The 25,313-nt window shown below is 53.2% G+C and carries 25 protein-coding genes, 1 tRNA gene and 1 riboswitch; of the genes, 10 read left to right on the top strand and 16 right to left on the bottom strand.

Annotation, left to right across the window (positions count from 1 at the left end):
* Positions 1-334 precede the first annotated feature (334 nt).
* Together AC2FNN_RS11525 and AC2FNN_RS11520 are read left to right on the top strand one after the other, a co-directional pair.
* The gene (locus AC2FNN_RS11525) at positions 335-1,948 is read left to right on the top strand and encodes an AAA family ATPase (RefSeq protein ID WP_496758710.1); all 1,614 of its coding nucleotides are present in this window, start codon (positions 335-337) and stop codon (positions 1,946-1,948) included.
* Positions 1,945-2,820 (top strand): hypothetical protein, encoded by an 876-nt coding sequence (locus tag AC2FNN_RS11520; protein WP_496758709.1) that lies wholly within the window; start codon positions 1,945-1,947, stop codon positions 2,818-2,820. Before AC2FNN_RS11525 ends, AC2FNN_RS11520 begins: the two co-directional genes overlap by 4 nt.
* 218 nt (positions 2,821-3,038) lie before the next feature.
* On the opposite strand, the gene AC2FNN_RS11515 is transcribed toward AC2FNN_RS11520, so the two are convergent.
* The 8 genes from AC2FNN_RS11515 to AC2FNN_RS11480 form a co-directional block, all read right to left on the bottom strand.
* Positions 3,039-3,800, bottom strand: coding sequence for a hypothetical protein (locus AC2FNN_RS11515; protein WP_496758708.1), 762 nt, complete (start codon positions 3,798-3,800; stop codon positions 3,039-3,041).
* A gap of 41 nt (positions 3,801-3,841) precedes the next feature.
* The gene (locus AC2FNN_RS11510; protein WP_496758706.1) at positions 3,842-4,591 is read right to left on the bottom strand and encodes a hypothetical protein; all 750 of its coding nucleotides are present in this window, start codon (positions 4,589-4,591) and stop codon (positions 3,842-3,844) included.
* Positions 4,591-5,367, bottom strand: coding sequence for a hypothetical protein (locus AC2FNN_RS11505; RefSeq protein ID WP_496758704.1), 777 nt, complete (start codon positions 5,365-5,367; stop codon positions 4,591-4,593). The genes AC2FNN_RS11510 and AC2FNN_RS11505 overlap by 1 nt, the downstream gene beginning before the upstream one ends.
* Positions 5,367-7,181 (bottom strand): hypothetical protein, encoded by a 1,815-nt coding sequence (locus AC2FNN_RS11500; protein ID WP_496758702.1) that lies wholly within the window; start codon positions 7,179-7,181, stop codon positions 5,367-5,369. Before AC2FNN_RS11500 ends, AC2FNN_RS11505 begins: the two co-directional genes overlap by 1 nt.
* 2 nt (positions 7,182-7,183) lie before the next feature.
* A complete protein-coding gene (locus AC2FNN_RS11495) occupies positions 7,184-7,411 on the bottom strand; it encodes a hypothetical protein (RefSeq protein ID WP_496758700.1) in 228 nt (75 codons plus the stop codon).
* Positions 7,412-7,503: 92 nt separating this feature from the next.
* Positions 7,504-7,938, bottom strand: coding sequence for a very short patch repair endonuclease (locus tag AC2FNN_RS11490; RefSeq protein WP_496758698.1), 435 nt, complete (start codon positions 7,936-7,938; stop codon positions 7,504-7,506).
* Positions 7,935-9,488 carry a DNA cytosine methyltransferase gene (locus AC2FNN_RS11485; protein WP_496758696.1) on the bottom strand — a complete coding sequence of 518 codons (1,554 nt, stop codon included), beginning with the start codon at positions 9,486-9,488 and terminating at the stop codon, positions 7,935-7,937. The genes AC2FNN_RS11490 and AC2FNN_RS11485 overlap by 4 nt, the downstream gene beginning before the upstream one ends.
* A complete protein-coding gene (locus AC2FNN_RS11480) occupies positions 9,485-9,688 on the bottom strand; it encodes a type II toxin-antitoxin system Phd/YefM family antitoxin (RefSeq protein ID WP_496758694.1) in 204 nt (67 codons plus the stop codon). Before AC2FNN_RS11480 ends, AC2FNN_RS11485 begins: the two co-directional genes overlap by 4 nt.
* Before the next feature lie 236 nt (positions 9,689-9,924).
* On the opposite strand from AC2FNN_RS11480, the gene AC2FNN_RS11475 reads away from it, so the two are divergent.
* The 4 genes from AC2FNN_RS11475 to AC2FNN_RS11460 all read left to right on the top strand — a co-directional run bounded on the left by AC2FNN_RS11475 (position 9,925) and on the right by AC2FNN_RS11460 (position 14,513).
* The gene (locus tag AC2FNN_RS11475; RefSeq protein ID WP_496758692.1) at positions 9,925-11,091 is read left to right on the top strand and encodes a tyrosine-type recombinase/integrase; all 1,167 of its coding nucleotides are present in this window, start codon (positions 9,925-9,927) and stop codon (positions 11,089-11,091) included.
* 212 nt (positions 11,092-11,303) lie between these two features.
* Complete coding sequence (locus tag AC2FNN_RS11470; protein ID WP_496758690.1) at positions 11,304-11,900, top strand: hypothetical protein; 597 nt, start codon at positions 11,304-11,306, stop codon at positions 11,898-11,900.
* A 110-nt stretch (positions 11,901-12,010) separates the two neighbouring features.
* Positions 12,011-12,232 (top strand): helix-turn-helix transcriptional regulator, encoded by a 222-nt coding sequence (locus AC2FNN_RS11465; RefSeq protein ID WP_496758688.1) that lies wholly within the window; start codon positions 12,011-12,013, stop codon positions 12,230-12,232.
* Positions 12,222-14,513, top strand: a complete 2,292-nt coding sequence (locus tag AC2FNN_RS11460; RefSeq protein WP_496758686.1) for a virulence-associated E family protein — start codon at positions 12,222-12,224, stop codon at positions 14,511-14,513. The genes AC2FNN_RS11465 and AC2FNN_RS11460 overlap by 11 nt, the downstream gene beginning before the upstream one ends.
* Before the next feature lie 306 nt (positions 14,514-14,819).
* On the opposite strand, the gene AC2FNN_RS11455 is transcribed toward AC2FNN_RS11460, so the two are convergent.
* The 3 genes from AC2FNN_RS11455 to AC2FNN_RS11445 all read right to left on the bottom strand — a co-directional run bounded on the left by AC2FNN_RS11455 (position 14,820) and on the right by AC2FNN_RS11445 (position 16,435).
* A complete protein-coding gene (locus AC2FNN_RS11455) occupies positions 14,820-15,692 on the bottom strand; it encodes a zinc ribbon domain-containing protein (RefSeq protein ID WP_496758684.1) in 873 nt (290 codons plus the stop codon).
* A gap of 29 nt (positions 15,693-15,721) precedes the next feature.
* On the bottom strand, positions 15,722-16,030 hold the full coding sequence (locus tag AC2FNN_RS11450; RefSeq protein WP_496758682.1) for a hypothetical protein: 309 nt from the start codon (positions 16,028-16,030) through the stop codon (positions 15,722-15,724).
* Positions 16,031-16,359: 329 nt separating this feature from the next.
* Positions 16,360-16,435: transfer RNA gene (locus AC2FNN_RS11445), tRNA-Thr, on the bottom strand.
* Positions 16,436-16,806: 371 nt separating this feature from the next.
* Here AC2FNN_RS11445 and AC2FNN_RS11440 point away from each other — a divergent pair.
* From AC2FNN_RS11440 to arsB, 4 genes are read left to right on the top strand one after another with little or no spacing between them, the layout of a single operon-like run.
* A complete protein-coding gene (locus AC2FNN_RS11440) occupies positions 16,807-17,634 on the top strand; it encodes an arsenate reductase/protein-tyrosine-phosphatase family protein (protein ID WP_496758680.1) in 828 nt (275 codons plus the stop codon).
* Positions 17,631-18,629 (top strand): ArsJ-associated glyceraldehyde-3-phosphate dehydrogenase, encoded by a 999-nt coding sequence (locus tag AC2FNN_RS11435; RefSeq protein WP_496758678.1) that lies wholly within the window; start codon positions 17,631-17,633, stop codon positions 18,627-18,629. Before AC2FNN_RS11440 ends, AC2FNN_RS11435 begins: the two co-directional genes overlap by 4 nt.
* Positions 18,626-19,891 (top strand): organoarsenical effux MFS transporter ArsJ, encoded by a 1,266-nt coding sequence (gene arsJ / locus AC2FNN_RS11430; RefSeq protein WP_496758676.1) that lies wholly within the window; start codon positions 18,626-18,628, stop codon positions 19,889-19,891. The genes AC2FNN_RS11435 and arsJ overlap by 4 nt, the downstream gene beginning before the upstream one ends.
* Positions 19,888-20,907: an ACR3 family arsenite efflux transporter gene (gene arsB, locus AC2FNN_RS11425; RefSeq protein ID WP_496758674.1), complete on the top strand. Its 1,020-nt coding sequence runs from the start codon at positions 19,888-19,890 to the stop codon at positions 20,905-20,907. The genes arsJ and arsB overlap by 4 nt, the downstream gene beginning before the upstream one ends.
* Positions 20,908-20,981: 74 nt before the next feature.
* On the opposite strand, the gene cobO is transcribed toward arsB, so the two are convergent.
* From cobO to AC2FNN_RS11400, 5 genes are all read right to left on the bottom strand, one after another.
* Positions 20,982-21,581 (bottom strand): cob(I)yrinic acid a,c-diamide adenosyltransferase, encoded by a 600-nt coding sequence (gene cobO, locus AC2FNN_RS11420; protein ID WP_496758672.1) that lies wholly within the window; start codon positions 21,579-21,581, stop codon positions 20,982-20,984.
* A 56-nt stretch (positions 21,582-21,637) separates the two neighbouring features.
* Entirely contained in the window at positions 21,638-22,573 is a 936-nt protein-coding gene (locus AC2FNN_RS11415) for a DMT family transporter (RefSeq protein WP_496758670.1), read from the bottom strand.
* 45 nt (positions 22,574-22,618) lie between these two features.
* The gene (locus AC2FNN_RS11410) at positions 22,619-23,281 is read right to left on the bottom strand and encodes an HD domain-containing protein (RefSeq protein ID WP_496758668.1); all 663 of its coding nucleotides are present in this window, start codon (positions 23,279-23,281) and stop codon (positions 22,619-22,621) included.
* Positions 23,265-24,365, bottom strand: a complete 1,101-nt coding sequence (gene aroC / locus AC2FNN_RS11405) for a chorismate synthase (protein WP_496758666.1) — start codon at positions 24,363-24,365, stop codon at positions 23,265-23,267. Before aroC ends, AC2FNN_RS11410 begins: the two co-directional genes overlap by 17 nt.
* A gap of 118 nt (positions 24,366-24,483) precedes the next feature.
* A complete protein-coding gene (locus AC2FNN_RS11400) occupies positions 24,484-24,924 on the bottom strand; it encodes a 6,7-dimethyl-8-ribityllumazine synthase (protein WP_496758664.1) in 441 nt (146 codons plus the stop codon).
* A gap of 119 nt (positions 24,925-25,043) precedes the next feature.
* Positions 25,044-25,243, bottom strand: a riboswitch (FMN riboswitch).
* Positions 25,244-25,313 lie beyond the last annotated feature (70 nt).

The raw sequence follows: 25,313 nt of genomic DNA, 5'->3' as shown, positions 1-25,313 counted from the left end.
CCGCTGAAGGGACTCGAACCCCCGACCCCATCATTACGAATTTTGACGTCGAGTTATTGCACGGAGCAAGACAACGCCGTAGGCAACCTCATAAGACCATACAATTGCTTGACTTATTCCGGCTCCGCCTTTGGACGGCATAGCACAGAGTTTCAGAACTTTTGACGAACACGCCCTACTAATGCCCTACAAACCCGATTAGTAGGGCCCTACTAATCGACCGCACGCCATATACGGGCAATCGAAGACGTGTTGGACCACAAATGCTGGTTGCGCAGCACCAGCCCTTACTAGAAAACCGTGATGTTGGTTTCTGTTGTTTGGAGGGACAAGCTTGGAAAAAGACACAAACGACAAAAAAGTAATCATCTCTGACGAATTGCTCGATTTTGGCCCCAACTCAGAACCCTTCGTCTGGTTCAAGCCGATTGATCTTGATTGGAATGATTTTGGTTTTGTAACCAGAGTTCTAGTTTCCCTTGTAGAACGCGGTAGTGTTGTTTCCGAACACCTAGCGAAAGCAGCCTACTTTGACCCAGATGAACAGAAGTACATCGGTGTTGGAGATGCCTATCGCAAATTGTCCAGAGCCGATGAACCAATCATCGAAACAGACAGTCGGAACGTAATATCTTTGGCTGCCACTCAAGAGGACTACAGACGAGTTGTCCGAGAACTCGGGGTTGAGCGTGGAAATTCATATCTAAGAGCAGCGAGCGATCTTGTCGCGATCACCGGTGTCGGTAGCAAGAGAGAGATTGTGCGTGCTGGCGTCTCTTCTGATGTTTTCAAGTTCTCTCTAACAAGGGAATCAGAGGCTTACTATGCGTTTAAGAACGCAGGACCAATTTTGCGGGGGCTGGATCAGGAAGACATTTCATCAGGCCCAGAGCAGGTTCTCATCACGATTTCCGATCAAAACGGCGATGATGTTGCCGTCGATTTCACTTTCAGCCACCACAGTGTCATTCCCAAGCGGACTTGTGTGATTATCGGAAAGAACGGCGTTGGTAAAAGTCGTGCTCTGGGTAATATTGCTCGCAAAGCCCTGCGCGGGATTCGGCGTGGAGCGAGTGGGGAGGCGGACAGGATCACCGCCAGCCGTGTGATTGCTTTTACCCCAAGCAATGAGTTCACTGGCAATTTTCCTAATGAGCGCTGGAAGCGCCCCGCTACCTTCTACAAGCGTTTGTCGACCAGTCGCGTAAGACACAGCGGGAGCGGGAACACTGCAACCGCTAGTATTTTAGAGTTATCAAGAAATGACAGAAAAATTGCCGAAAAGTCACGTTTTTCGATCTTTTTAGACGCGGTTGATGCTTTAAACTGCCCGGAGGAAATCGCGTTTCGCTCCTCTACGGGTAAAAGCCCAATACTTCTTTCCCAGTTTCGCACGAGTTCAGAACAGCGTCGTCTCGAACTGTTGTTTGACTTGGCACAAGCGGTTGAGCCGGGTCGGATTATCAATAGACGCTTTCACCATCTCAGCACCGGAGAGGTGAGGTTTATCAAGTTGCTGGCGCAGGCCTGCACTTATATCGAAAACGGATCTTTGTTGCTACTAGATGAACCTGAAACCCACCTCCATCCGAACTTCATTGCTCGCTTCATGAATGCTCTGGAAAAACTCCTAGCCGGTACCGGTTCCTGCGCCATCTTGGCAACTCACTCGGTCTATGTTGTGCGTGAAGTCTTTCATGACCAAGTGGTAGTGGTCGAGAAGGATGCAGAAGGCCTTGTTTCAGCAAAATCAGCTGGTATGCGGACCTTCGGTGCGGATATTTCATCAATCTCCACCTTTATCTTCGGTGAGGAAGGCTCGTCATTTCTTGCGGAAGAAACAATCAGCCGGATTAGATCAGAAGGGCTGTCATTCAATCAGATGCGCGAGAAATACGGTACCTATTTCTCACGGGAAATCTTAAGCGAATTGCGAAATGACAAATGAAAAAAATCGCTCACCCTTCCAAAGGTCAGTACCGAACACTTGCAACTGTTGCCGGGAACACAAGAGCTAAGAGTGGTCCCATTGTTGCCGCGAACATGGCATTTTTCGCCGTTGTGTATCGCGATTTCTTGAGAAATCATGGTAATCCATGGCAGGTCACCGGTTACGCACCCGATCCTGATTTTCGTGACGCTATGGCGAGCCTGTTCAAATCGAAACTTAGCGCGGTCCGCTACATCTCAGAATTGCGCAAGGAGTCGCGCGGTCGTTGTTGCTCAATGTGCGGCTCGCTTAACAACAATCAGGTAGACCACTTCCTCCCGCAACACCACTACCCCGAGTTTTCGGTGTTTCTTCCTAACCTTTTCCCCATCTGCTCGTGCAATCAAGCCAAGGGTAACAAAACAATAGGTCCAATGCCGGATGAGAGATTTCTGCACCCCAAGTACGACAGAAAAATTGGTGAGCGTTCTCTTTACGTCCGAATTAGGCACCATAGCGACGTGCCAACCTATACAGTCGTTGTTCGCAAGCCAAAAGGGGTACGTGATGCGGCAGCTTTTGACTTCCATACCCGTACTCTTGTATCCCATGATGCATTGATTGAATACGTCAAGCAGGGTTTCGAGCGCTTCTGCCGAAGACCTGGCAACGTAGTAAGAGCGCTAAAGCGTAGCAATCCACCGAGCAAAGAGGCTCTAGTCCGCTTGCTCCGTGATGAAATCGACGAGTCGTGCTGGCAACATCAAAGTAAAAATAACTGGGAATCAGTGTTTTTGCACGCCTTGATAGAGCGCCGCACCGTGAATTGGATTTGGCGACGTATTTCGGTGCCAGGACGCCCAGCTGGAGCCCCTTTGGTTCCACTCTAGGCTGCCGGCATATTTCGTCTTTGCTTTGCCAAACTTGCACTTCTACTAAGCGATACATTGAAGCGCTGGAGCTACCACTACGGCTCGTTCTTGCTATTTAAGGTTGGGCGGGGTGTCCGAAAGAGCCTGCCCAAAGAAATTATGGAGGCCGGTTAGACAAACGGTTCGGAAGAGCAGTCTTCTGTTGGGCTAGGTGTGAACCATTAAAACCGTTAGCTTCAGAAAAAATATGAGAATACCTTTTGCAATGTCTCAATGATCTTCCCGCCCAATCCAAACATCGACAATCCTGCACTTGTTCCCGCTGCTACGGCACCAGCTTTTGCGAAATCGGTAATCCTCTGTCCTGTCCAGATTGCCAACTTCGTTCCTAACCTGATTAGTACTCCAGTCTCACTTTCGACCGCACCAGTATCGCGATCACCACTTGAGATACTGCGCTCCATACTAGAAACCGCATCTACCGCTTTAGAAAAATCCTCTAGGTCGATCCTGATCTCTTCCGGGGGGTTGTTGTGGCCTATGCCCGCAATAGCCTGTTGCTCCGGTATTAAAGAGGCAATCATACTCCTGAGTTGACTTAATTCATTAAGCACTGTTCCAAGATCAGTGGCTTTTTCGCTCGCTCTGCTTTCAGCCCATTGGATCGACTGCAATGTACTTTCGCGTTCGTCCAACAGTTTGTGTATTCTAGTCTTTACATTTTTGCCCACCTGGGGGGCGGCAGAATAGGCGGTAAGTACTCGTTCTCCTCGTTCCTGCAGCACAAAGGAGATATTTCTCAAGCGGTAACGGACCGCTGCATCATTCCGGTTTGAAAGTGGGCCTGAACTTAGGAGCTTTTCTTGCCTAGTTGCAGAAAACGGCACCGCCGCCGCTTCCAGTTGCAGCATGTATAAGTAAGCATCCACCGATATCTGAAGCTCAGTGTCGCTCCATGGGACATTCGAAGATCTTTTTCCGGTGGTCTGCTCTTTCAAGTGCTGGAATCCTGTAAATAAAGTGCTCTGTTCTTAGCTTTTCACGCTACCTTTGCTTGACTTGCTATCATCTGTTTTCGCCATTTCTCAAACTCATCTGGCAAAATACCTATGAATGCACCGTCCGACATGCATTCAGGATCGTAGGTCAAGTCCAGTTGGCGAAGAACCAGTCCGAAACGACGGGCGCTGCCTCGTCCATTCCCCGCAACACCAGTTCTTGGTCGTTGCTTACTTCCATCAAAATAGAGCTTGTTCGCGGCCTTAATGATCGGTTGACTTCCAAGAACCTGCTGGCGGCCGCCAAACTGCTCTAGGATTTCTCCATGCACGCTCAATGGGTGAGTTTGTTTACGAGGTGAAATCAGAAGGAATCTAGAAGCCTCGCCGTGATCTTTCACCAGCTGCCAAGGCGAGCGAACGAGGTGACGATAATAGTGACGGTAATCTGAACTGAGAACGTATAAGTATTCTTGTTTCGGCGATCGGTTTCCGTTTGCATCAGGTGGGCACAAACTGTCGAACCAAAGCAACGCCAAGGCACTCCAGAAACCAGCATCACCACTGATGTCAGTGAATTCAAATGCGTTCAAAAGGGTGTTGAGGTAGACGCCGAACATATACCGGTTATCGAATTGAGCAGTGCCAGGTTCAATCCTGTGCAAAATCGGAGCTGAAGTTTCCGGATTGCTTAGCAGGTAAATAGGTGGCGGGCCTACCGCTCCTTCTCTGATGTAATCTTGAAACGCAGCAATGCCAGCCTCGTTAAGCTTCCTAAATTTGACACTCATTAGCTGTCCTCCGCAGCAATTCTGATCTTTTCAATCAATGAAAGGTTTTCGCAGAACCTCATCACAACATCATCAATCCAATCAGCCTTTGCATTCTCATCGGAAAAGTCGCGTGGATCATCTTCAGAACCCAGTTCTGTACGACAGTACTCAAGCCATTCCTCTTTCCAACCGGGTTCATCATCGTTTTCACCGGTTTCCGACAGCCTAACAAGCTCGTTCAGAACAACCCTCAATGCCGCAGGAAGTAGCAATCCCTGCATCATTGGGCTTTCCAAGAGCTTATGGGAGAAGCCAGGAATCCTCTTGTTTACGATCATCACCGGGCGACTTCCCTGCTCAATCTCAACCTTCCATATATCGTGGCGGAGATCTCGGTACAGAATAGGGAAGATGCTACGGCGGTTTTCGTCACTGTCTTCACTTTTGGGCTTTAGGCGTTCAGCAGAGCCGAGAAGCTTTCCTGGCTCCACATCACCATCAACTACCTTGAGACGAAACAGAATCGAGCCACTCTTGTCTACCTTGTCCAGTATCAGTACATCCGGGATTTCTAGTGCTTTAATTGTTCCGCAATCGAACCTCATGCCTGACGATCTGTGATAAGCTTCTATCGCTACACGTGCGCTGGCAGGAAAGCCCTGTTTTTCCAACCTCAAATTGATCTTGGCTTTTAGAGGTTCACCGGCATTTGTTTCCAACATACTAATCTCAATGCATTCTCGCCCGATACGTTTCCGACCCGTCGAGTTGATCCGCCGTTTCGTTGTACTCATCAGGTCGTCCTCGCATCTACAATCAGATCACGTTGCGGATCAAAACCGCTGATTTTCAAGTGAAAATCCGGCCCAGTGACATCAAAAAACAGGACGTTTGCTTTGACTACTTTGATGTCGCCGCTGATTTTTTTAAAAGTCAAATTTTTCGTGTTGCTCAAATCAAAATCGAAGACGCTGAACCTTTTGAACGGATCGGCACCAATCATGTCGTAGGCCATCCGGATTCGAATTCTCTTTGGATAAGTCCACTTCTGCGCGCCAGGCCCCGAGAGCACTTCAAAACCTCCATTCTCTGGCCTTATTCGGATTGCTGCTTCGCGCGGTTCGATATCAATTTTAGGCCTCTTTACGCGCTTCTTTTTACCCTTTGATGCTTGAGCTTTGTCAGCAAGTGAAAAGAAGTCTATGAGGGCGTCGTCGTCTTGGGATTCCTTTTGATCTGCAATTACGCTGTATAAGTCGCGCAACGATTGTCTAATCGTAGAAAGCGTTTTTCTAGGGTGATCCCAGTTAGTGTTGAGCTTCTCCGCGTTGGAGTTCCAAGCAGTATGCGCCGGGTTCTCGGCGTCTCCGAGAAACTCCGCTACGATGTCGTCTTCCGCAATCAATGCGCCACGTGCCACAGCTCCGGAAAAATGGCGTTCCCCAGGCAGAGTAATTGGGCCCCGCGCAAACAATGAAAACGGGTCTTCACCCTCTGCTAAGGCTCGGACAAAGAGATCAATATTCCCGACCTTCGCTGCCTTTTCCTTTGGTCTTATTTGCACCGGAACCCGAAGGTGGACTAAATCTCCACCAGAAAATGCGGCCTTCATTTTTTCCATCTGTTCGGTAGACAGGTGATCACTTGTAAAACGAATGTCACCTATGGTTGCCGAAGCAACGGTAACTGCATCTGAGTGCAGCGCGTCACTGATTTCTTTTATGAATGCAAATGGGATCGAAACATTTTTCTTCCCTACTTTCGCTGCGACATCCAAAAATGTTGTTGAGTTGACCAGCGTATTACCGACCTCAACTTCTAATCGCCCTGCAAGTATCGGAAAATAGTAGTTGCTGACCACTCCAGCGAGGATTGTGTCATTCGTGATGCTATCTATCAGGTAGGGGATAATGACACTGAGACCGGTTTGGTCTGTCCGCTCCACCCCGAAAAGCGAGCGAAATTTGGCAATCTCGTCACTATCCGAAACAGGCTGTTGCAGCTTGAGACCGTTACTTGATCGGCCATCAAACCAAAAGCCGTGCGCTGGAAAGAAAACGTTACCTATAGAATGGTTCTTAAGAACTGCTTGCCCCATTACGGAGGGGCTTTGCTCTCCCTTTCGGACCGTTAAACCAAAAAAGGTACTGATCTTCGAGGAAGAAGAATACACCAGCTTGCCTAGTCCCCAGCGGCCACCTTTTTGACCGGTTTTCTCAGACTCTCCTACAGCCCTCCAAAAGTTGTCGAAATTGTCCTTGTCCAGGTCTTCGAAACTTCCGGTTAAGCCCTTGGTATTGTAGTCCTCAACAACAAGAGCACGGCATAAGCCCGCTTGAGGTATTGAAAGCCCACACGCATTGAGATGGGGAAGCAGGCCTTGTAACTGCGCCTGTAGAAGTTTGGTCTCGTCGTTGTTCAACGTCTTCAGTCGAAATCTAACCTTGACAGGCGCGTCCTCGCACCCCGCATCGGAGGAGTTTTGTATAACCTCCCGAACTAGGGCCTCTGCTAGCCCTACATCGTCGTTATTGAATTGATCCCGCTGGGTCACACCGATCCGTACACTCGACGGGTCTGCTTCGTTAAATTCCCAATTGCCTGCCATAGTTACCCTTCTAGTTTGAAATCGCTATCCTTACCGCCTGTGTCACCAAGAAAGCGCGACTTTGCGGTGTCCAACTCTTTTTGGAGCGCGCGCACTATCTTGCGGGCGTCATCCTCCGAGTACTCATATGAGTTTTTGTTGGCGAGGTTACCAATCAGGCGGATGTCTTTGATCGCCCGATTCACCCGCGATTCTGCAAGTTCGATGAATTTCTGACGTTTGTCGCGCATGCTGGAGCCTCCATTTCGTGAATATTAGATAAATATACACTACATAGATGTCAATCTGTTGCCGCACATTTCTAAAATGTACACAACATGCTTCAATTTTGTCTGGGAAGAATTCCTTTAAGTAAATGATTTTTCACGACTATCAGCTGTTTTTTGGGATTTGACTTCAACTCACACTCCCAGACAGTCAAAACTCTCCAACCTAGTGCTTCAAGTTCTGACTGTTTTCGCTGATCCCGCTCTACAGTCCGACGGAACTTCTCTACCCAGAACTCTATTCGAGTCTTCGGCAAAGTAGCGTTTGAGCAACCTTTGTGCCGGTGCCAAAAACACCCATGAACGAAGATTACAGTTCGGTACTTTGGAAGAACGATGTCGGGCTTTCCAGGTAGGTTTGGGGAATGAAGTCTGAACCTAAAACCCTCCCGATGTAACAGACTTCGAAGGAGGGTCTCGGGCTTAGTATTCTTGCCTCTGATGCGCGACATATTCCAACTGCGCTTTTCCTTCGAAATCCGATCTGTCACGCATCTTCATCTTTCATCTTATCAAGTACCTCTCCAATAACGCCTGCGATTTGCCGTGCTAAGTACGGAGGCACGGCATTGCCAACTTGATGATATTGTGACGTGCGCGGACCTTCGAAACGGTAGTTGTCAGGGAAAGTCTGAAGGCGTGCCGCCTCTCTGACCGTCAGGCTCCGACACTGTCTCGGATCATAATGAATAAAGTAGTGCCCGTCCTTGGAAATGTGTGAAGTCACCGTCGTTGATGGCTGATCTGGCAGTTGCACCCGGAAGCGATCGGAGAACATCTTCCCAGCCCGCCCTTCTTCAACATTTGCATGAGCGGGAAGAAGGCTAGCTGGAAAATCTGAAAGCTTAGGGCTTTTCCCTGTAAGGGAGGCGAAGGATGCTGCAAAAGCATACCGGCGAAGATCAGACGGCATGTGCGAACGAGATTCATGACTGTCTAGAATCGGAAGGGCCGGGTCATAGATACTGTCCAGAGCATCGTGGGAGAAACTTGGTCGGGCCGGATATCTAGATGAAGACTTTTCCAGTATCATGTGTGGCATTGCTTTCTCGCCACCCATAAGTTCCAAGAGATCACCGGCGTATTCATGACCGTTGAGTTCTTCGCGGACTAACGCAGGATTAAATTCTTCGATCTCCCTACGCCATTTTTCATGGCTGTCGCCACCCTTCGAAACCCCACTTCGGATCACTGGGAGATCGCCGATTGTCTGTTTCACCGTCGGCGACTTGTGCGGTTTCAACCGTCCTGGGCGTATATTGATGTCACTTCGCACACCGACAATGAACATGCGGTGCCGTGCTTGGGGAACACCGTATTCTTCCGCACGTACAAGGAACATGCGAGGGTCAACTTCAATTCCCGGTAGCTCATCTTCAGATAGGGAATAAAGCCGGTACCCAAGCCCGTTCGATGACATTCCAAGAGCATCTTTTGGGGATGTTAGGTCGGCAATGATCCGGTTGATGACCAATTCGCCCTTTACCCGAGCTGAAAGCAGGCCTTTTACGTTTTCCATAACAAAGACTGGCGGAGCGTGATCAATAATGATCCGCAAGTATTCGCGATAAAGAAAATGACGCTCATCATCCTCGAAATCAGGGTCTCCCATCATCCGCGACCTACCGACAAGCGAATACGCCTGGCATGGTGGGCCTCCAACTAACGCCCATTTTTTCTTTTTGTTCAATCTTGTCGAGATGAGTTTACGGACGCGCTCATGATTGTCAGCTCCAAGCGAAATCCTGATTGCCGACTTGCTGGCATGCTCTCTCTGTTCTGGGTGTTTCGCATACAGCTCTTCGACGGAGGTTCTGCCTTTTAGATAGCAATAATAATCCTCTGGAAACTCACTTCCATTGAAGCTCTTTAAGAAATGTCGGAGCATTAGAGTCTGGTGGGCAAATTTGTCTTGCTCAATCGACACGACGCTTTTGAAACCGGCATCCTTCTTGCCTCGGCTAAGAGAGGAAAACCCCTCCCCAAGCCCTCCAGGCCCAGCGAAGATGTCTACCACTGGATAAGGTGCCTTCCGCGTCATTTTGGCACCTCGGTGCCTTCATTAGGAAGGCTGTCTGTGAGACGCCGATAGTCTTCAACGCTGAGCACAACAACGACTGGTCGACCGTGTTTTTCAACCGATACAGGTTCCTGACGCGCCGTATCAATTAGATAGCCGAAACGGTTTTTTGCGTCACGGGCAGAAAATGTTTTCATGCAGCTTTGATCCAAAATGGACATTTTGGCCACTTTGGCCGAATCAAGTTCTCAAAGCAATGGTCTTGCACCGAAATTTTAATAACTCAATTCCGAAGGGTGGGCACAGCTTCAAAAACGGTGGAAAGGTTTCGTTTCAAAGCCTTTGACAGGCAATCAATCTCTCACACTTCACCGCCTTCCCTATCATAACTTTCTGAAAAATCGAGCTTTTTCCCCAGGCATGTTTATAATGACTTGTGGCCATAAGGAGGGTCACAATGCCAAATCTACGTCTTACACGTCGTGCCGTTGACGACATCCCGTTTCCGCAAAGCGGTCAGGTTTTCTACCGGGATACACTGCTCTCAGGTTTCGGCCTGCGGGTCGGTGCCAATTCCAAGGTATTCTTCGCCGAAGGTCAGGTGAACCGACGCACACGCCGTGTCACAATAGGCCGCGCGGATGTGTTCGCCCCCGAGATCGCCCGCAAGAAGGCGTTGGTCATTCTCGGTGAAATGGCCGAAGGGCGTGATCCTAACGCCGAGAAACGTAAGGAAAAACAGGAACGGGTCACCTTGGAATTGGCAATGGAACGGTTCTTCGAGACGCGCAATACCTTGTCACCCAGCACAGTCGAACACTACCGGCGGACAGTTCAACTGTATCTTAAAGCGTGGCGTAAACTGGAGATAAAGGAAATCACCCGTCAGATGGTGCTTAAGAAGCATCAGGATATCGGCAAGAAACATGGGAAAACCACCGCCAACAACGTTATGCGGCACTTTCGCTCGCTCTACAATTTCACGTCTGCAACGCAGGACGAATATCCACCTAATCCGGTGCAAATCCTGACCCAAGCGCGGGCATGGTTTAAGGATCAGCGCCGTCAGACTGTCGTAACTTCAGCCGACCTACCCGCATGGTGGGAAGCCGTGATGGCGGAACCGGAGTACTCGCGGGATTTCCTGCTGACGACCTTGGTCACGGGAATGCGTCGTAGCGAGGTGTTGAAGCTTCGCTGGGAGAACGTTGACCTGTCTGCCAAGACGCTTCACCTGCCAACAACCAAGAACGGCGATCCGTTGACCCTGCCTTTGTCGGAGTTTCTGGTGGACCTGCTGGCCCAACGGCGTGAATTGAACAAAGGCTCCCCGTGGGTGTTCCCCGGACCGGGTAAGACCGGTCATCTTGTCGAAACCAAGAAGTTCCTTCAGCGTGTCACCGCAGGGTCTGGTGTCAGTTTCACCCTGCACGACCTGCGGCGCACCTTCATCACCATCGCTGAGAGCCTTGACGTGCCCTACTATGCGCTCAAACGCCTGCTTAATCACCGGACCAATGGCGATGTGACCGGAGGCTATATCGTGGTGAACGCTGAGCGTCTGCGGGAACCGGTCGAACTGGTGGCACAGCGCATCCTTGAACTGAAAGAGCCGCACGACTGATCGTGCGGTGACCCCACCCCATCGACGGCGGTGGGGCTGCGTCTACACCACTGGCCTCCGGTTCAGATCGATTCCACGAACACTGTTCGGTTGGCCATGCTGCATGTTGAAGTTTCGTCAAAGTATTTAACGGGTGTTCCTGTGGTTGCACCTTCGCGCGTGCGCGTGTGTGATAGCTTGAAGCAACTCGCTAGATTCCCACGGGGCCTGACATGTCTATTGAAGATTTCTTGAACTCCGACGACGACTACGAAGGTGTTTTTCAAAAAGGAACATATGACCGTCCATTTCTGGAAAAACTAGCGCTGGCCATTATTGATGCACACCCTGCCGGGAACGACACCAAACAAACCCGCCTTAACAAAGCCATGCAGGCCCTCATTGGGGAAAACGCCACCAAATTACCCATGCCGGAAGACTTGGACACTAAGGCCTTAGTTTTGATGGGTCAGGAACACCACTCAGACAAGGCGCGTGTGGGGCTCCACAATTGGAAGCACCGCAAAGACCCTAATCCTCCCGATCCACCAAAGCCCCGGTCCATATCTGCCCTTGCCAGATATGCGGTCAACCGGTGCTTTTCGGAGCATCTGTTAGAAGAAGAAATAGAAGTCACTGTCAGTAGACTGCGAAACAAATTTCGTGGCTCCTACGGAGGCGGGACCACGAAAGACGGCCACATTGATTGGCCTACCACGTATGAGTTTTTGGCGACCCAACGAGACTACGTGACAGAAACGCTGGAGCATCAGGCGCTGGAAGATATTTGCAAACTTTTGTCAAAGCAGGGAATCAAAACGAACCTCTGAACTGCGCCCAGCGTTCCCTGTCTTGCAAATTCTTTAATAAGTTGTTTGCAATCTTTCCTTCCACATCGCTCGCAAAGTCCCTCCGTACCTAAACCTAACGGAGGGCTAAAATGTCCAATCGCTCAGAACTTCTAACCACGAAGCAGTTGCCTGAAATCACCGGTTTCAGCGCCAGCTACTTCGAAAAGGGTCGCATTCGGGGATACGGCCCGCGCTTCATTCGCTCCAAATCTGGTGGTCGGACTGGCAAGATTCTCTATCGCCGGGTCGATGTAGAAAACTGGATGTCCGCAATGACCTGCGAACCGCAAGGTGGCGCGAATGTCCTCTAGTCTTCGCCCTAATCCCAACAAAGCTGTCCAGTTTGTTAACTGGCTTACAGAAAACGCACCACTCTATCTGGAACAGATGAGCAGCCAAGGAGATGCCAACCCAAGACACAAGTTTTATAGCTCTGATGAAACCGCATCCGCTGTGCAGTTCGTATCCGGCAACAACAACGACACCTACCAGCGCAACCTCTATTTTCTGCCGAATGCTGAATATCTTGAGGGTAAACGCAACAAAGCCAACCTTAAGGCGGTTAGCTTTTTGCACGCCGATCTGGACAACAAGGATTACCCCGGCGACGAAAACCAACAAGAAGAACGCATTATCAATTTGTTGGTGGAAGAAGGTATCCGGCCCAAAGGAATACCGCACCCATCCGCAATCTGGTTTACCGGGGGCGGTTTTCAGGCGGTTTGGAAACTTAAAGAACCCATCAGCGTAGAGGCCGCAGAAACGTTGAACAAATCTTTGCTTGTCGCGCTGCAAGGTGGTCCAGGAACGCATGACGCCAACCGCCTGTTGCGCCTGCCTTGGACTACGAATTGGTTGAACGACAAGAAGCGCACAAGCGGTCGGGTGCCGAAGGTGGCGCACCCCATTCATCCAATTAACTTCAAGTCTCCTCCGGTGTCTTTCGCCGTGGACGACTTCCAGATGCGCCGCGCAGACCCTGAACCGAAGTTGCCGCAAGCGACTGGTGGCACAGCCAATGTGCCGCTGGACTTCGAGGCTTTGCCGTTGCCAGACGACCTGAATTCTATCATCCCGTTGGATCAGAAATGGGTGGAAGTGCTCATGACCGGTCAGAGCCCACCTGATAAAGCATACAGTTCCCGGTCTGAGTTGGTCTTTGCGGCCACAATTTGGATGCTGGGGAAAGGTATGGAGCCCGGCCACGTGCTGTCAATCATCACTGACTCTGATTTCGGCATCAGCGCCCATGTGCTCGAAAACCCGAACCCGCTGAAATATGGCCGCCGTCAGATCAAGCGCGCATATGAACTGCTGGAAACGAAGCAAAGTGGCTGGCCAGCGGTCGATGACAATGGAAGGCCGATCCCCCGGGTGCCTGAGAACATCCGCTATGCATTTACCCTGTTGGGAATTGATGTTCAGCGCAATGAATTCACCGAAACAAACGAAATATCAGGATACAAGCTTGATAATCGCGACTTGAATGAAGTCGGCGACATCCTTTGGAGCGTGTTTAGTCGCGATTTTAACTTTAGCGCTAGCCCGGAAGTTATCCGGAGAGAAATCGTGGCAGTCGCACACGAAAACACTTACCACCCCGTCAACGACTATCTTGATGGTTTGAAATGGGATGGCGTTCCCCGCATTGATACTTGGTTGGCATCGTATTGCGGGGCAGAAGACACAGAACTGAACCGTGAATTCGGCAGCAAGTTCCTTGTCGCAGCAGTGCGCAGAATAAAACAGCCCGGCGTCAAGTTTGACACCATGTTGGTATTGGAGGGCTCTCAGGGTGCGGGGAAATCCCAACTGGCGGCTATGCTGGCGGTCCGCAGCGAATGGTATTGTGGCAGCCTTGACCTACGTAGCGATGATAAAACCAAAGCTGAGCTTCTTTCCCGTGCATGGATCGTCGAATGCCAGGAATTGGATGGGATGAATAAGACCACCAGCCAGGGCCTGAAGAAATTTCTCAGTACGAGTGTTGATCTGTTTCGCCCTGCGTATGGAAGAACCGTGCTATCCTTCAAACGTCACTGCGTGATCCTGGGTACCACTAACGAAGACACATATCTGCGTGATCTTACCGGCAACCGTCGGATTTGGCCTGTCAGGGTTGGCGAGATCGATCTGGAGGGCTTCGGTGCCATTGTGAACCAGCTTTGGGCGGAAGCTGTGGTGCGGGAAGGTGAAAGCGGATCCATCGTCTTGTCTAAACATCTCTGGAGCGAAGCAAGCCGTGTTCAAGACTTGAGGATGGTGGAGGACGAGTTTGCTGAAGTTCTTACCGACAATTTTGCAGATCGGACCGGCAGGGTTTCGATGGACAGCATTAAGCTTTTGTTGCACCTCGACACATCCCGGATGACCAAGGACAATGCCCACCGCATCAAGGCGGCTATGGATCGTCTAGGCTGGGAATTTGGTACCCATCGCCTGCACGATCTCTCTGGTGGGGATAGACGCCCCAAAAAGGGGTTCGCTCGGGGCAATAATAACGAACGTGCCACTGAACTATTCGCAACCCAAAAGCAGGGTGTAGTGGTCGTAGTTGAAGGTCGAGTGACACCGCCGGATACGCCGTTTTGAGGTTAGTGTTGCGGGTGGCGTTACCTGTTACCCGTAACTTGGCCACGTACTGTTAGCTGTTCCAAATTGGGGGGGTGTTGCGCCCCCCTTTTTTGTTTGCTGCTGTTCAACCTAAAGTTACAGTTACAAGTAACATCCTTAGCCAAATATCAGCAGCGTATTAGCGCCGCACTGGGCGCATAATATCGTTTGCTGGGTGCAACCCCTGCCATTGGGCTGCCAACCGACTCAGCGGACGCCGGAGGACACGCTAGGCACCTCCGCGCAGTGGTGGCCTACCAACTAGGTTCTTTGTCAGTTGGGCAACTAGCCCTGCACGTCGAGAGTCAGTGTTCGCCAACTACCACGCTCGGGATAATACTGAATTGTTCCAGTGAAACTGCCTCGGATCATCGCGCCAAATCCGTTCTGTGCATCGAAGTTTCCAATAACCTGATAAACGCAATCGCCAATGTGACCAGTCCCCGAACCGTATCGACCGGGAAATTCTGCCGTTGACGGTGAGCGCAGAGAATTCCGCACGTCGGTTTGAATCATTACATATGCAAGGCTTTTGTTCTTGTCTGTGCATTTGGAAAGGCGTTCCGCTTTGGCTTTTCTTGCGCGGCGCTCGGCTTCCGCTGCATGGGCATCGGGGTCCAAGGTTCGGAGTTCAGTAAACCAGCGATTTTCGTCTATACTGCGAAGCTCAGCGAGATATGCAACGGGGTCTGCTTCACGAAGTTCGGCGAGACGAGCCTCCCGTTGTTCGCTCACTATCCCAGCGCCCTGGAGCGAAAAGAATGTTGCGACCGCCAGAAACAACAGGGCTTTTCCGCGATGCCGGAAATGAGGGATACCAATGCCTGTTATCAAGGTGAATAGAAACAGTACGAAAAGCAGCATCGCCACAGCGGTTTGGATATCAGCGCCCTGTTTTTGCAATAGGTGGAGAGCAAATCCGAATACAATAAGTTCCAAGATCAGTATCTGGAATCGGATGAACCCACCCACCGCGGACTTGCCAAGTTTTACGGCTCCATGATGATCTGCTGGTTTGGTGATAACAGTTTCAGTGTTTTGGTAGCTCGTGTTAGGTGCCGAAAGATCGCCAAGGTTGTTGCCACAGTGTTTGCAAACGATGGCGGCGGCTTTGATTTTTTCCGCGCAGAACGGACAGTGTCGTGTTGAATTCTTCATGTGGATCATTCTCTTTAACGAATTGAAAATTAACGAAACACTTCGCCAGTAGAGGCGTCGAGATACAATCGATTGGCGACTGTAGGTCCACCGCAATACATGAAGTACACGGGCCTAGACTCAAATGAGCCCGACCTCACCCATCCTCCATGTTCCATAAACTCGTTTGGTGTGCATGTGCCGTTCTCTACCAACTCGGCGGCAGCGATCAGGAATGTTTCGTGATGTCGGTCCAAATCATCCGACTTGGCGATCCAAGCTTCGGCATCCAATGCATGCGCGGCACCCGCATACATCACGCCCACAAATAAATACGAAAGTGCAATTTTTCTGCTCATAGCGGTTCCTCTACTAACGAAATCGGCCGCCAGAGTTACCTCTGGCAGCCGGGGAGTTAGTAAGCCGCCAAGAGACGACCGCGCTGGCCTTTAGGCCGGAGCCCTGGACATACGCCAGTGCCTCCCCGACCATAGGGTTCGAGGAGGTGTCATTTCGGCCGACACCGACCGCTCTTGGAGGGGTTACTACGCCCCGAGACTGGCTTTATCTGCCAATCCTGAACGCAGCCTAGCCCGTATCTCTGAAAATCGAAAGCGCAAACGTCACCTTGCGAACTTGCCGAAGGCATTGATTCTAGTGCTAAAATCAGAGTGTAATCGGAGAAGGGTGGTGCCGCTGATAGGACTCGAACCTACGACCCCATCATTACGAATGACGTGCTCTACCAGCTGAGCTACAGCGGCATCCTTCTATTTCCGCGGCCCTACTATGGCCCTACTAGTTACTGCGCGCCTTCTCTAACCTACTGGTCTCGAACGTCAATTGCGGACCGACCCGCTACTTACGAATGACGTGCTCTACCAGCTGAGCTACAGCGGCACCTTAGGTCATATGGAACTGATTATGACCGGATGCGAAGCTTCGTTTAAACCTTCAGTCTGGCGCCTGCAAGCCTGGTTGTAACCGTTTTGACGTTGCTCAGCACGGCCGGGCCTCAAGTTGTGAACCGAAAGCCTGCGGTCTACCTTTCAAATTGGCGCTCTGGTCCGTGAATTTTTTGTGACGATGCGGAATGAAATTGACCCATCTTCTAAATTTCAATAATTCATGAAATATGATAGAAAAGATAACCGATAAATTAACCATCCTTGGCCACCCGCAGCGTATCACTGTGTTTCGCATGTTGATGCGACGGTTTCCTGACAGGGTTCCCGCGGGCGAGCTGGCGGCGGAGCTGGATATCAAACCCAGTACCATGTCGAACTACCTGAATGCATTGCAGCGGTCGGGATTGGTGAAACAGGAGCGATCCGGGACGTCTCTGCTCTATTCGATTGAAATGAAGACTGTGCAGCAAATGCTCGATTTCCTGATCGTGGATTGCTGCCGTGGCCGCCCGGATATCTGCATGCCCTTTCCCAAAGACACCGCGACGAACCGAAAGTTCAATGTGCTGTTCATCTGTTCCGGCAACTCCGCCCGTTCAATTTTTGCCGAATCCCTGCTGCGAGAGATCGGCAGCGACCGGTTCAACGTCTATTCGGCAGGGACACGACCCAGTTCGAGGCTCAATCCCTTTGCGGTGCAGGTTCTGCGCGACAAGGGGCACGATATCTCGGCCCTGCGGCCGAAGACTCTGTCCGAGTTTTCGGCGCCGGACGCGCCTGTCATGGATTTTGTCTTCACTGTTTGCAATCAGGCCGCCAACGAGGAATGCCCGGCTTGGGAGGGACAACCGATAAGTGGCCATTGGGGCGTGGAAGATCCGGTCAGGGCCGAAGGTACCGACGCCGAGAAAAGCCTGGCCTTTCAAACCGCCTACGGCGCACTGAAGCGCCGGATTCAGGCCTTTTCATCATTGCCGGTCGAAAGCCTTGACCGGATCGCATTGCAATCCGCCGTCGATGAAATCGGGCGTACGCCTGCCGAGGAAACGAAATGACCACCTACGCACTGAACGGCCTTGGCCGTATGGGAAAACTGGCCCTGAAGCCCTTGCTTGAAAAAGGCACAAAGATAGCCTGGATCAACGATGCCGTCGGTGATCCCGAGATGCATGCGCATCTGCTGGAGTTCGACACCGTGCATGGGCGCTGGGACGCGGAATTCGACCATGATGCAGACAGCATCACGGTCAACGGAACCCGCCTGCCATTTATTGGCACCAAAGACCTGAGAGCGTTGCCGCTGGACGGTGTTGACGTGGTGATCGACTGCACCGGCGTGTTCAAGACCGAAGCGAAGCTGGCACCGTATTTTGACGCTGGGGTGAAGAAGGTTGTTGTCTCTGCTCCGGTCAAGGACGGGCCGACAGCCAATATCGTCATGGGTGTAAATGACGGAGCCTACGACCATGCGGCGCATAGGATCGTGACGGCGGCCTCGTGCACGACAAACTGTCTTGCGCCCGTCGTAAAGGTCATTCACGAAAACCTGGGCATCCGCCATGGATCGATGACGACGATTCACGACGTAACCAACACGCAGACAATTGTGGATCGGCCTGCCAAGGATCTCAGGCGCGCACGCTCGGCCCTCAACTCACTGATCCCGACCACGACCGGGTCGGCCACGGCCATCACTCTGATCTATCCGGAACTCAAAGGTCGTTTGAATGGCCATGCGGTTCGGGTGCCGTTGCTGAACGCCTCGCTGACCGATTGCGTTTTCGAGGTTGAGCGTGAAACCACGGTTGAAGAGGTCAACGCCTTCTTCAAAGCCGCTGCCGAGGGCGAACTGAAGGGCATTCTGGGCTATGAGACGCGACCGCTGGTGTCCACCGATTACACCAATGACGAACGCTCTTCGATCATCGATGCGCCCTCGACCATGGTTGTGAACGGGACGCAGGTGAAAATCTATGCGTGGTACGACAACGAGATGGGCTATGCGCATCGGCTGGTGGATGTCGCGCTAATGGTCGGGGCATCATTGTGACGCAACGCCCCGAAGGACTGTCGGCCTATATCGCGGTCACGGCTGCCTATTGGGCTTTCATGCTGACCGACGGGGCGCTCAGGATGTTGGTGCTGTTGCACTTTCACACCCTGGGCTTCTCGCCGGTTCAGCTTGCCTATCTGTTTGTGCTCTATGAAATCGCCGGGATTGTCACCAACCTGTCCGCCGGTTGGATCGCCGCACGGTTTGGGCTGACCTCGACCCTCTATGCTGGGCTGGGGGTGCAGATCGTCGCGTTGCTCGCCATGACGCAGCTTGACCCGAACTGGACGGTCGCCGCTTCGGTCACTTTTGTCATGATCGTGCAAGGGGCCAGCGGAGTGGCCAAGGATCTGGCCAAGATGTCTTCGAAATCGGCGGTCAAATTGCTGGCTCCTTCCGAAGGAGGCGCGTTGTTTCGATGGGTTGCGGTTCTGACCGGTTCGAAAAACGCGGTCAAAGGGCTGGGATTCCTGTTGGGTGCCGCCATGCTTGCAACACTGGGCTTCATTCCGGCAGTGCTTGCCATGGCCGCCGTTCTGGCGGTGATCCTGTTCGCAGTGATGCTGTTCATGCCGGCAGGCCTGCCGAAGGGGCGCAAGGGTGCAAAGTTCTCTGAGGTTTTTTCAAAATCCGCGAATGTGAACTGGTTGTCCGCGGCGCGTGTCTTCCTGTTCGGCGCGCGGGATGTCTGGTTCGTGGTCGGCATCCCGATCTATTTCTATGCTGTTCTTTCAGATGGCACCGAAGAGGGCAATCGGTCCGCGTTCTTCATGATCGGAACATTTATGGCGGTGTGGATCATCCTCTATGGCGCCGTGCAGGCCAACGCGCCAAGGATTCTGCGTGCGTCAGATCGAACCGAAGGCGATCTGATCCGTGCCGCACGCAGCTGGGCGGCGATCCTGTTCTGTGTTCCTTCGGCTCTAACACTCGCTGTTTTGCTGTCAAATGGACCCGAGACCTGGCTGACTCTGACGCTGGTCGCCGGGCTTCTGGTCTTTGGTGCGATCTTCGCGGTCAACTCATCGCTGCATTCCTATCTGATCCTTGCCTTCACCCGGTCCGAGCGTGTGACGATGGATGTCGGCTTTTATTACATGGCAAATGCGACGGGGCGGTTGGCCGGTACCGTCTTGTCTGGCCTGACCTATCAGGTCGGGGGGCTGCCCATGGTGCTGGGCACGGCGGCCGTGATGGTCGGGCTTGCCGCGCTGACCTCTGGCAAACTTACGGATCAAACGTCCGAGGCGCTATCATGAGCATTTTTGAACGGTATCTCACGATCTGGGTTGCACTTGCGATGATCGGTGGCGTCCTGATCGGGCTGGCCGCGCCGGGGCTGGTACAGCTGGTGGCAAGCGCCGAAATTGCCAGCGTCAACCTGGTGGTGGCGGTGCTGATCTGGGCAATGGTTTACCCGATGATGGTCAACGTCGATTTCGGCGCAGTCGCCGGAGTCGCCCGCCAGCCGCGTGGTCTGATTGTGACGCTGGTGGTGAACTGGCTGATAAAGCCTTTCACCATGGCACTGCTGGCCGTCCTGTTTTTCGACTTTGTTTTCGCCCCCTGGATCGCGCCCGAAGATGCTGCGCAATACACTGCCGGTCTGATCCTGTTGGGGGCCGCCCCTTGTACCGCCATGGTGTTCGTATGGTCGCAGCTTACCAGAGGCGACGCGACATACACGCTGGTTCAGGTCTCGGTCAATGATCTGATCATGGTCGTGGCATTCGCGCCGATCGTGGCCTTTTTGCTGGGTGTCACCGACATCGAAGTGCCGTGGCAGACTTTGGTTTTGGCCACGGTCCTCTATGTGGTGCTGCCTCTTGTCGCCGGGTTGATCACCCGCCGCAGATTGGGCTCTAAACAAGCGATAGAAGCTTTTTCCTCGCGAGTGAAACCGTGGTCCGTCATGGGATTGATTGCAACCGTGGTTATCCTGTTCGGCCTGCAAGGTGAAACCATTCTGGCGAAACCGACGGTCATCGTTCTGATCGCCGTTCCCATTCTGATCCAAAGCTATGGGATTTTTGCCATTGCCTATGGCGCCGCTTATGCGCTGAAGGTTCCCCACCGGATCGCCGCGCCCTGTGCCATGATCGGGACATCGAATTTCTTCGAACTGGCCGTTGCCGTCGCAATCAGCTTGTTCGGTCTTCATTCCGGCGCGGCACTGGCGACGGTTGTGGGGGTTCTGGTCGAAGTGCCGGTGATGCTGTCGCTTGTGGCTTTCGCCAACCGAACACGCCAACGTTTCCCGGAACCTGCGACATGACAGAATCGGTCAACGCGGCAGGACGATAATCGGAACTGGCGGTTATGTGCCGCCAGCCGTGCCGCAACGCTGCTTCAGAAATCCACACCGCGCTGTGCTTTGATGCCCGCTTGGAACGGATGTTTCTCCTCGGTCATTTCCGTGACCAGATCAGCATAGTCACGCAGCGCGTTCGGCGCGTCGCGGCCAGTCAGGAAAACGCTGGTCTTTTCCGAGCGCGCGTCCAAACCGTCGATGACCTGTTCGACCGACAGGTATTCGTAACGCAGGGCGATGTTGATCTCATCCAGCACAACCAGATCGTATTCGCCGCTGGACATCAGGGCGCATGCCTTGTCGAAGGCGGCATTGGCAGCTGCAATATCGCGTTCCCGGTCCTGTGTGTCCCAGGTAAAACCTTCGCCCATCGTATGCCATGTCACCAGATCGCGCTCTTCGAAGAAACGGCGCTCGCCGGTTTTCCATTTGCCCTTGATGAACTGCACCACACCAACCTTCTGGCCCCAGCCCAAGGCGCGAATGACCACGCCGAACGCGGCCGAGGACTTGCCTTTGCCCTTGCCGGTATTGATCAGGACCAGACCGCGGCCTGGATCCACGGCCTCGGACACTTTCTTGCGGTGCTGGGCCTGCACCTTCTGCATCTTTTCCTTGTGATCCTGCGCGTCGCTCATTTGGGAACCTCTTTGACTGTTCGGCCCAACCTAGGGGAAGATTGCGAAAGGTAAAGTCATGCTTTGGGGTCTGTAACCGACCGGGCCTTGCCCCGTTCCAGCCCCAACTGGTGTTCGCGCCAGATGACGACAACATTGCCTGCAATCACCAGCGCGGCCCCGATCAGGATTGCAAGCGTTGGCAGTTCGTCGAACCAGACATAGCCGATCACGATCGCAAACAGCATGGTCGCATAGTCATAAGGTGCCAGCATCGAGGCCTGGCCAAACCGATAGGAAGATGTGACCAAAATCTGCGCAACGCCGCCGATCAGGCCCATCATGACCATAATCAGAGCCTGATTCCATGTGGGCATCGTCCATCCCCAGAACGCTGTCAGTGCGGACAAAAGCGTCGCGGTCATCGAGAAATAGAACACGATGGCCGCAGGGTGATCGACCTTGACCAATTGCCGGATATGGATCTGAACGAAGGCACGGGCGAGGGTTGCACCCAACACGCATACCGCGCCGATGGTGGCGGCGACCTCCATCTCGGTGGTGCCAAGACGTGGCCAGATCATGATCAGAACCCCTAGCAGACCCAAAGCCACCGCGCCGATACGGATAAGCCGAATGCGCTCACCCAGCATGACGGCGGCCAGAATCAGGGTGAAGATCGGTGTCGCATAGCCGATGGCAGTGACTTCCGGCAGCGGCAACAGGCTGAGGCCGGTAAAGGTGAGACCCATGGCGCTTGTTCCCAGAACACCGCGCCAGAAATGGCCCATGGGTTTCTTGACCACAAAGCCTTTCGACACCTCCCCCCGCGCGATGAGCCAAAGAATGATCACGGGGATTGCGAACAGGGACCGAAAAAACACCAATTGGCCCGGCGGGAATTCATCTGAAAGTGCTTTGACCAGCGCGGACATCGACGTGAACAGGAACAAGGCGCACAGCTTCAGCGTTACGGCAAGCAGAGGTCGATGCGAAGTTAAGGGTTTTGTCATCGGCGCGAAACTGCGTCTTTGGCGGGCAAAGATCAATGGGTGGTTTCAGCAATTCACCCAGGATTGCGGCAAGGAACAGCCGATCTCTTCGGCGAATTCTTCAAGAAAGCGGATCATGCGCGCGGTGCGTTGTTCTGCAATCCGCCTTCCGGTCTCGGTCAACATGTCACCTGGCAGGCGCAGCAGTTTCACCTTCCAGTGGTCGAGCGAGAAATGAAGGTCATCCAGTGGCCGTGCTTGGGCAAAAGGGTCCGCCGGATCGTAAAGAGTGCGCCCCAAGGCTCCGGAAACGGAAAAGTTTCTGGCGATACCGATGGCGCCCAGGGCGTCAAGGCGGTCCGCATCGCGCAGAATGCGCGCCTCGATCGTTTCAGGGGGGATATCGGCCGAAAAACTATGGGCTTCGATCGCGTGCTGGATTGCACGGACCTGATCGGCCTCAAACCCGATTTCCTTAAGAACAGGCTCTGATTCCGCTGCGGATCTGCGCGAGGCAAGATGCCGGTCGGGATCGTCCTTGGGCAGATTTATAAGATCGTGCAGGTAACTTGCCGCCAGCAGCACGGACATATCGGTTTGATCATCTGCGATGGCCCGGGCGTTGGTCCAAACACGATCCAGATGGGCCAGGTCATGGGCCGGATCCGTTTCCATGCGATGTGCGACCACAGCCCGCAGACGGGTGCGCAGATCAGCCGATCCGTCCACGGTTCTCTCCGATCTGGCCGCGGTGCAGCAGCAGGTGGTCGAGGATCACGCAGGCCATCATCGCCTCTCCTACCGGAACCGCGCGAATACCGACGCAGGGGTCGTGGCGGCCTTTAGTGATGATCTCGGTCTCTTCGCCTGATTTGGTGATGGTTTTGCGTGTGGTCAGAATCGACGAGGTCGGCTTGACCGCAAAGCGCACGACGATGTCCTGCCCGGTTGAGATACCGCCCAGAATCCCGCCAGCATGGTTCGAGCTGTATTGAGGGCCATTCTGGCCCATGAAAATTTCATCCGCGTTGGCTTCGCCCGTCAGTTCGGCGGCGTCCATGCCTTCGCCGATTTCGACGCCTTTGACCGCGTTGATCGACATCATCGCAGCGGCCAGATCAGTGTCTAACTTGGCGTAAACGGGTGCTCCGATCCCTGCAGGGACACCGCGCGCAACGACCTCAACCACAGCGCCGACCGAGTTGCCGGACTTGCGCAAATCGTCCAGATACGCGGCCCAGTCCTCGGCTGCTCGTGCATCGGGTGTCCAGAACGGGTTCTGTTCGATCTGGGACCAGTCGAAATTGTCGCGCTCGATCTTATGCGGCCCGATCTGGGTCATGTATCCGGTGATCTGCACGTTGGGTGCAATCTGTTTGATCGCCTCACGCGCCAATCCACCCGCAGCAACACGTGATGCTGTTTCGCGTGCAGAACTCCGCCCGCCGCCGCGATAATCCCGGATCCCGTATTTCTGCCAATATGTGATATCGGCGTGCCCCGGGCGGAACTTGTCCATGATATCGCCATAGTCTTTCGAGCGCTGATCGGTGTTTTCGATCATCAGCTGCACAGGCGTTCCCGTGGTTTGCCCTTCGAACACACCGGACAGGATTTTCACCTGATCGGGTTCGCGCCGCTGGGTGGTGAACTTGTTCTGCCCCGGTTTGCGCTTGTCCAGCCAGTGCTGGATCATGGCCTCGTCGATCGTGACACCCGGCGGGCAGCCGTCAACAGTGGCACCCAAAGCGGGTCCATGGCTTTCACCCCAGGTGGTGACACGGAATAGATGGCCAAAACTGTTCATCGACATGCGGCGGGCTCCTTTGGGATCGTGATTAGCGGGCAAGACCCTTGGCCTCAAGCGGATTTGCGAATTGGTGGGCGCCACCTTGCGGTGGCGCGAATGAGTATTTTTGAAAAGATGAAGATCAGGCGGCCTGTGTCAGCGCCTCTCGGGTCGCTGTGATTTTCAGCGCGGCTTGTGCGGCTTCGCGGCCTTTCTCAACAAAATGCGCGCTGTAAATGGCGTTGTGATGATCGGTCTCCTGATACTGGTGCGGCGTCAGGGAAACGGACAGGACCGGCACGCCTGTATCCATACCGGCGCGCATCAACCCGTCCACGACGGCCTGAGCCACGAAGTCGTGCCGGTAAATGCCGCCATCCACGACAAATGCTGCGCAGGCGACAGCGGCGTAGCGGCCGGTTTGGGCCAGATCGCGGGCCAGCAGCGGCATCTCGAACGCGCCGGGAACGTCGAAAACATCGACCTGATCGGCCGGGATCAGTTCAAGAAATCCGTCAAGCGCGCGGTCGACGATGTCGGAATGCCAGTTGGCTTTGACAAAAGCATAGCGGGTGTGTGTCATCGTGATCTCCTTTCAGTTTGGTGGCCTGCTGGCGGTCGCGAAAACCTTCGCTGCCAGCCCGGCATGACACGTCACCCAAGGCGATCACGAGCAGGCGCGCCGGTTCACCGGCACGGCTTGCACGTTCTCTTCCATCCGGACTTTGACCGTCGGCTCTGGCCTTTCACCAGATCTGCTGACACTCTTTCGTGGTTCCACACTTTGTCCGAATACAGGCCTCTGCCGTTCGGATCGTGGACACGGCAGAGCCGCTCGCGGGCTTACGGGTCATGGCCCGCATACCGCCGGTGGGGAATTCCACCCCGCCCTGAGAACGAGGCAGACCTTGCCAAGAACCAACCCCATCTGCAAGAGATTTGGCAGGAGGTCGCCCATGCACCCGAATCCAG

The organism is Ruegeria sp. BHSA118 (assembly GCF_059613405.1).
The sequence above is the reverse complement of the archived record's forward strand: the minus strand, read 5'-3'. Positions and strand labels throughout refer to the sequence as shown.

Bases quoted from the DNA above. Each gene is read 5' to 3' on its own strand.
- AC2FNN_RS11520 (WP_496758709.1), top strand. From the start codon at position 1,945: ATGAAAAAAATCGCTCACCCTTCCAAAGGTCAGTACCGAACACTTGCA.
- AC2FNN_RS11510 (WP_496758706.1), bottom strand. From the start codon at position 4,591: ATGAGTGTCAAATTTAGGAAGCTTAACGAGGCTGGCATTGCTGCGTTT.
- AC2FNN_RS11505 (WP_496758704.1), bottom strand. From the start codon at position 5,367: ATGAGTACAACGAAACGGCGGATCAACTCGACGGGTCGGAAACGTATC.
- AC2FNN_RS11500 (WP_496758702.1), bottom strand. From the start codon at position 7,181: ATGGCAGGCAATTGGGAATTTAACGAAGCAGACCCGTCGAGTGTACGG.
- AC2FNN_RS11495 (WP_496758700.1), bottom strand. From the start codon at position 7,411: ATGCGCGACAAACGTCAGAAATTCATCGAACTTGCAGAATCGCGGGTG.
- AC2FNN_RS11485 (WP_496758696.1), bottom strand. From the start codon at position 9,488: ATGACGCGGAAGGCACCTTATCCAGTGGTAGACATCTTCGCTGGGCCT.
- AC2FNN_RS11480 (WP_496758694.1), bottom strand. From the start codon at position 9,688: ATGTCCATTTTGGATCAAAGCTGCATGAAAACATTTTCTGCCCGTGAC.
- AC2FNN_RS11475 (WP_496758692.1), top strand. From the start codon at position 9,925: ATGCCAAATCTACGTCTTACACGTCGTGCCGTTGACGACATCCCGTTT.
- AC2FNN_RS11470 (WP_496758690.1), top strand. From the start codon at position 11,304: ATGTCTATTGAAGATTTCTTGAACTCCGACGACGACTACGAAGGTGTT.
- AC2FNN_RS11465 (WP_496758688.1), top strand. From the start codon at position 12,011: ATGTCCAATCGCTCAGAACTTCTAACCACGAAGCAGTTGCCTGAAATC.
- AC2FNN_RS11460 (WP_496758686.1), top strand. From the start codon at position 12,222: ATGTCCTCTAGTCTTCGCCCTAATCCCAACAAAGCTGTCCAGTTTGTT.
- AC2FNN_RS11455 (WP_496758684.1), bottom strand. From the start codon at position 15,692: ATGAAGAATTCAACACGACACTGTCCGTTCTGCGCGGAAAAAATCAAA.
- AC2FNN_RS11450 (WP_496758682.1), bottom strand. From the start codon at position 16,030: ATGAGCAGAAAAATTGCACTTTCGTATTTATTTGTGGGCGTGATGTAT.
- AC2FNN_RS11440 (WP_496758680.1), top strand. From the start codon at position 16,807: ATGATAGAAAAGATAACCGATAAATTAACCATCCTTGGCCACCCGCAG.
- AC2FNN_RS11435 (WP_496758678.1), top strand. From the start codon at position 17,631: ATGACCACCTACGCACTGAACGGCCTTGGCCGTATGGGAAAACTGGCC.
- arsB (WP_496758674.1), top strand. From the start codon at position 19,888: ATGAGCATTTTTGAACGGTATCTCACGATCTGGGTTGCACTTGCGATG.
- cobO (WP_496758672.1), bottom strand. From the start codon at position 21,581: ATGAGCGACGCGCAGGATCACAAGGAAAAGATGCAGAAGGTGCAGGCC.
- AC2FNN_RS11415 (WP_496758670.1), bottom strand. From the start codon at position 22,573: ATGACAAAACCCTTAACTTCGCATCGACCTCTGCTTGCCGTAACGCTG.
- aroC (WP_496758666.1), bottom strand. From the start codon at position 24,365: ATGTCGATGAACAGTTTTGGCCATCTATTCCGTGTCACCACCTGGGGT.
- AC2FNN_RS11400 (WP_496758664.1), bottom strand. From the start codon at position 24,924: ATGACACACACCCGCTATGCTTTTGTCAAAGCCAACTGGCATTCCGAC.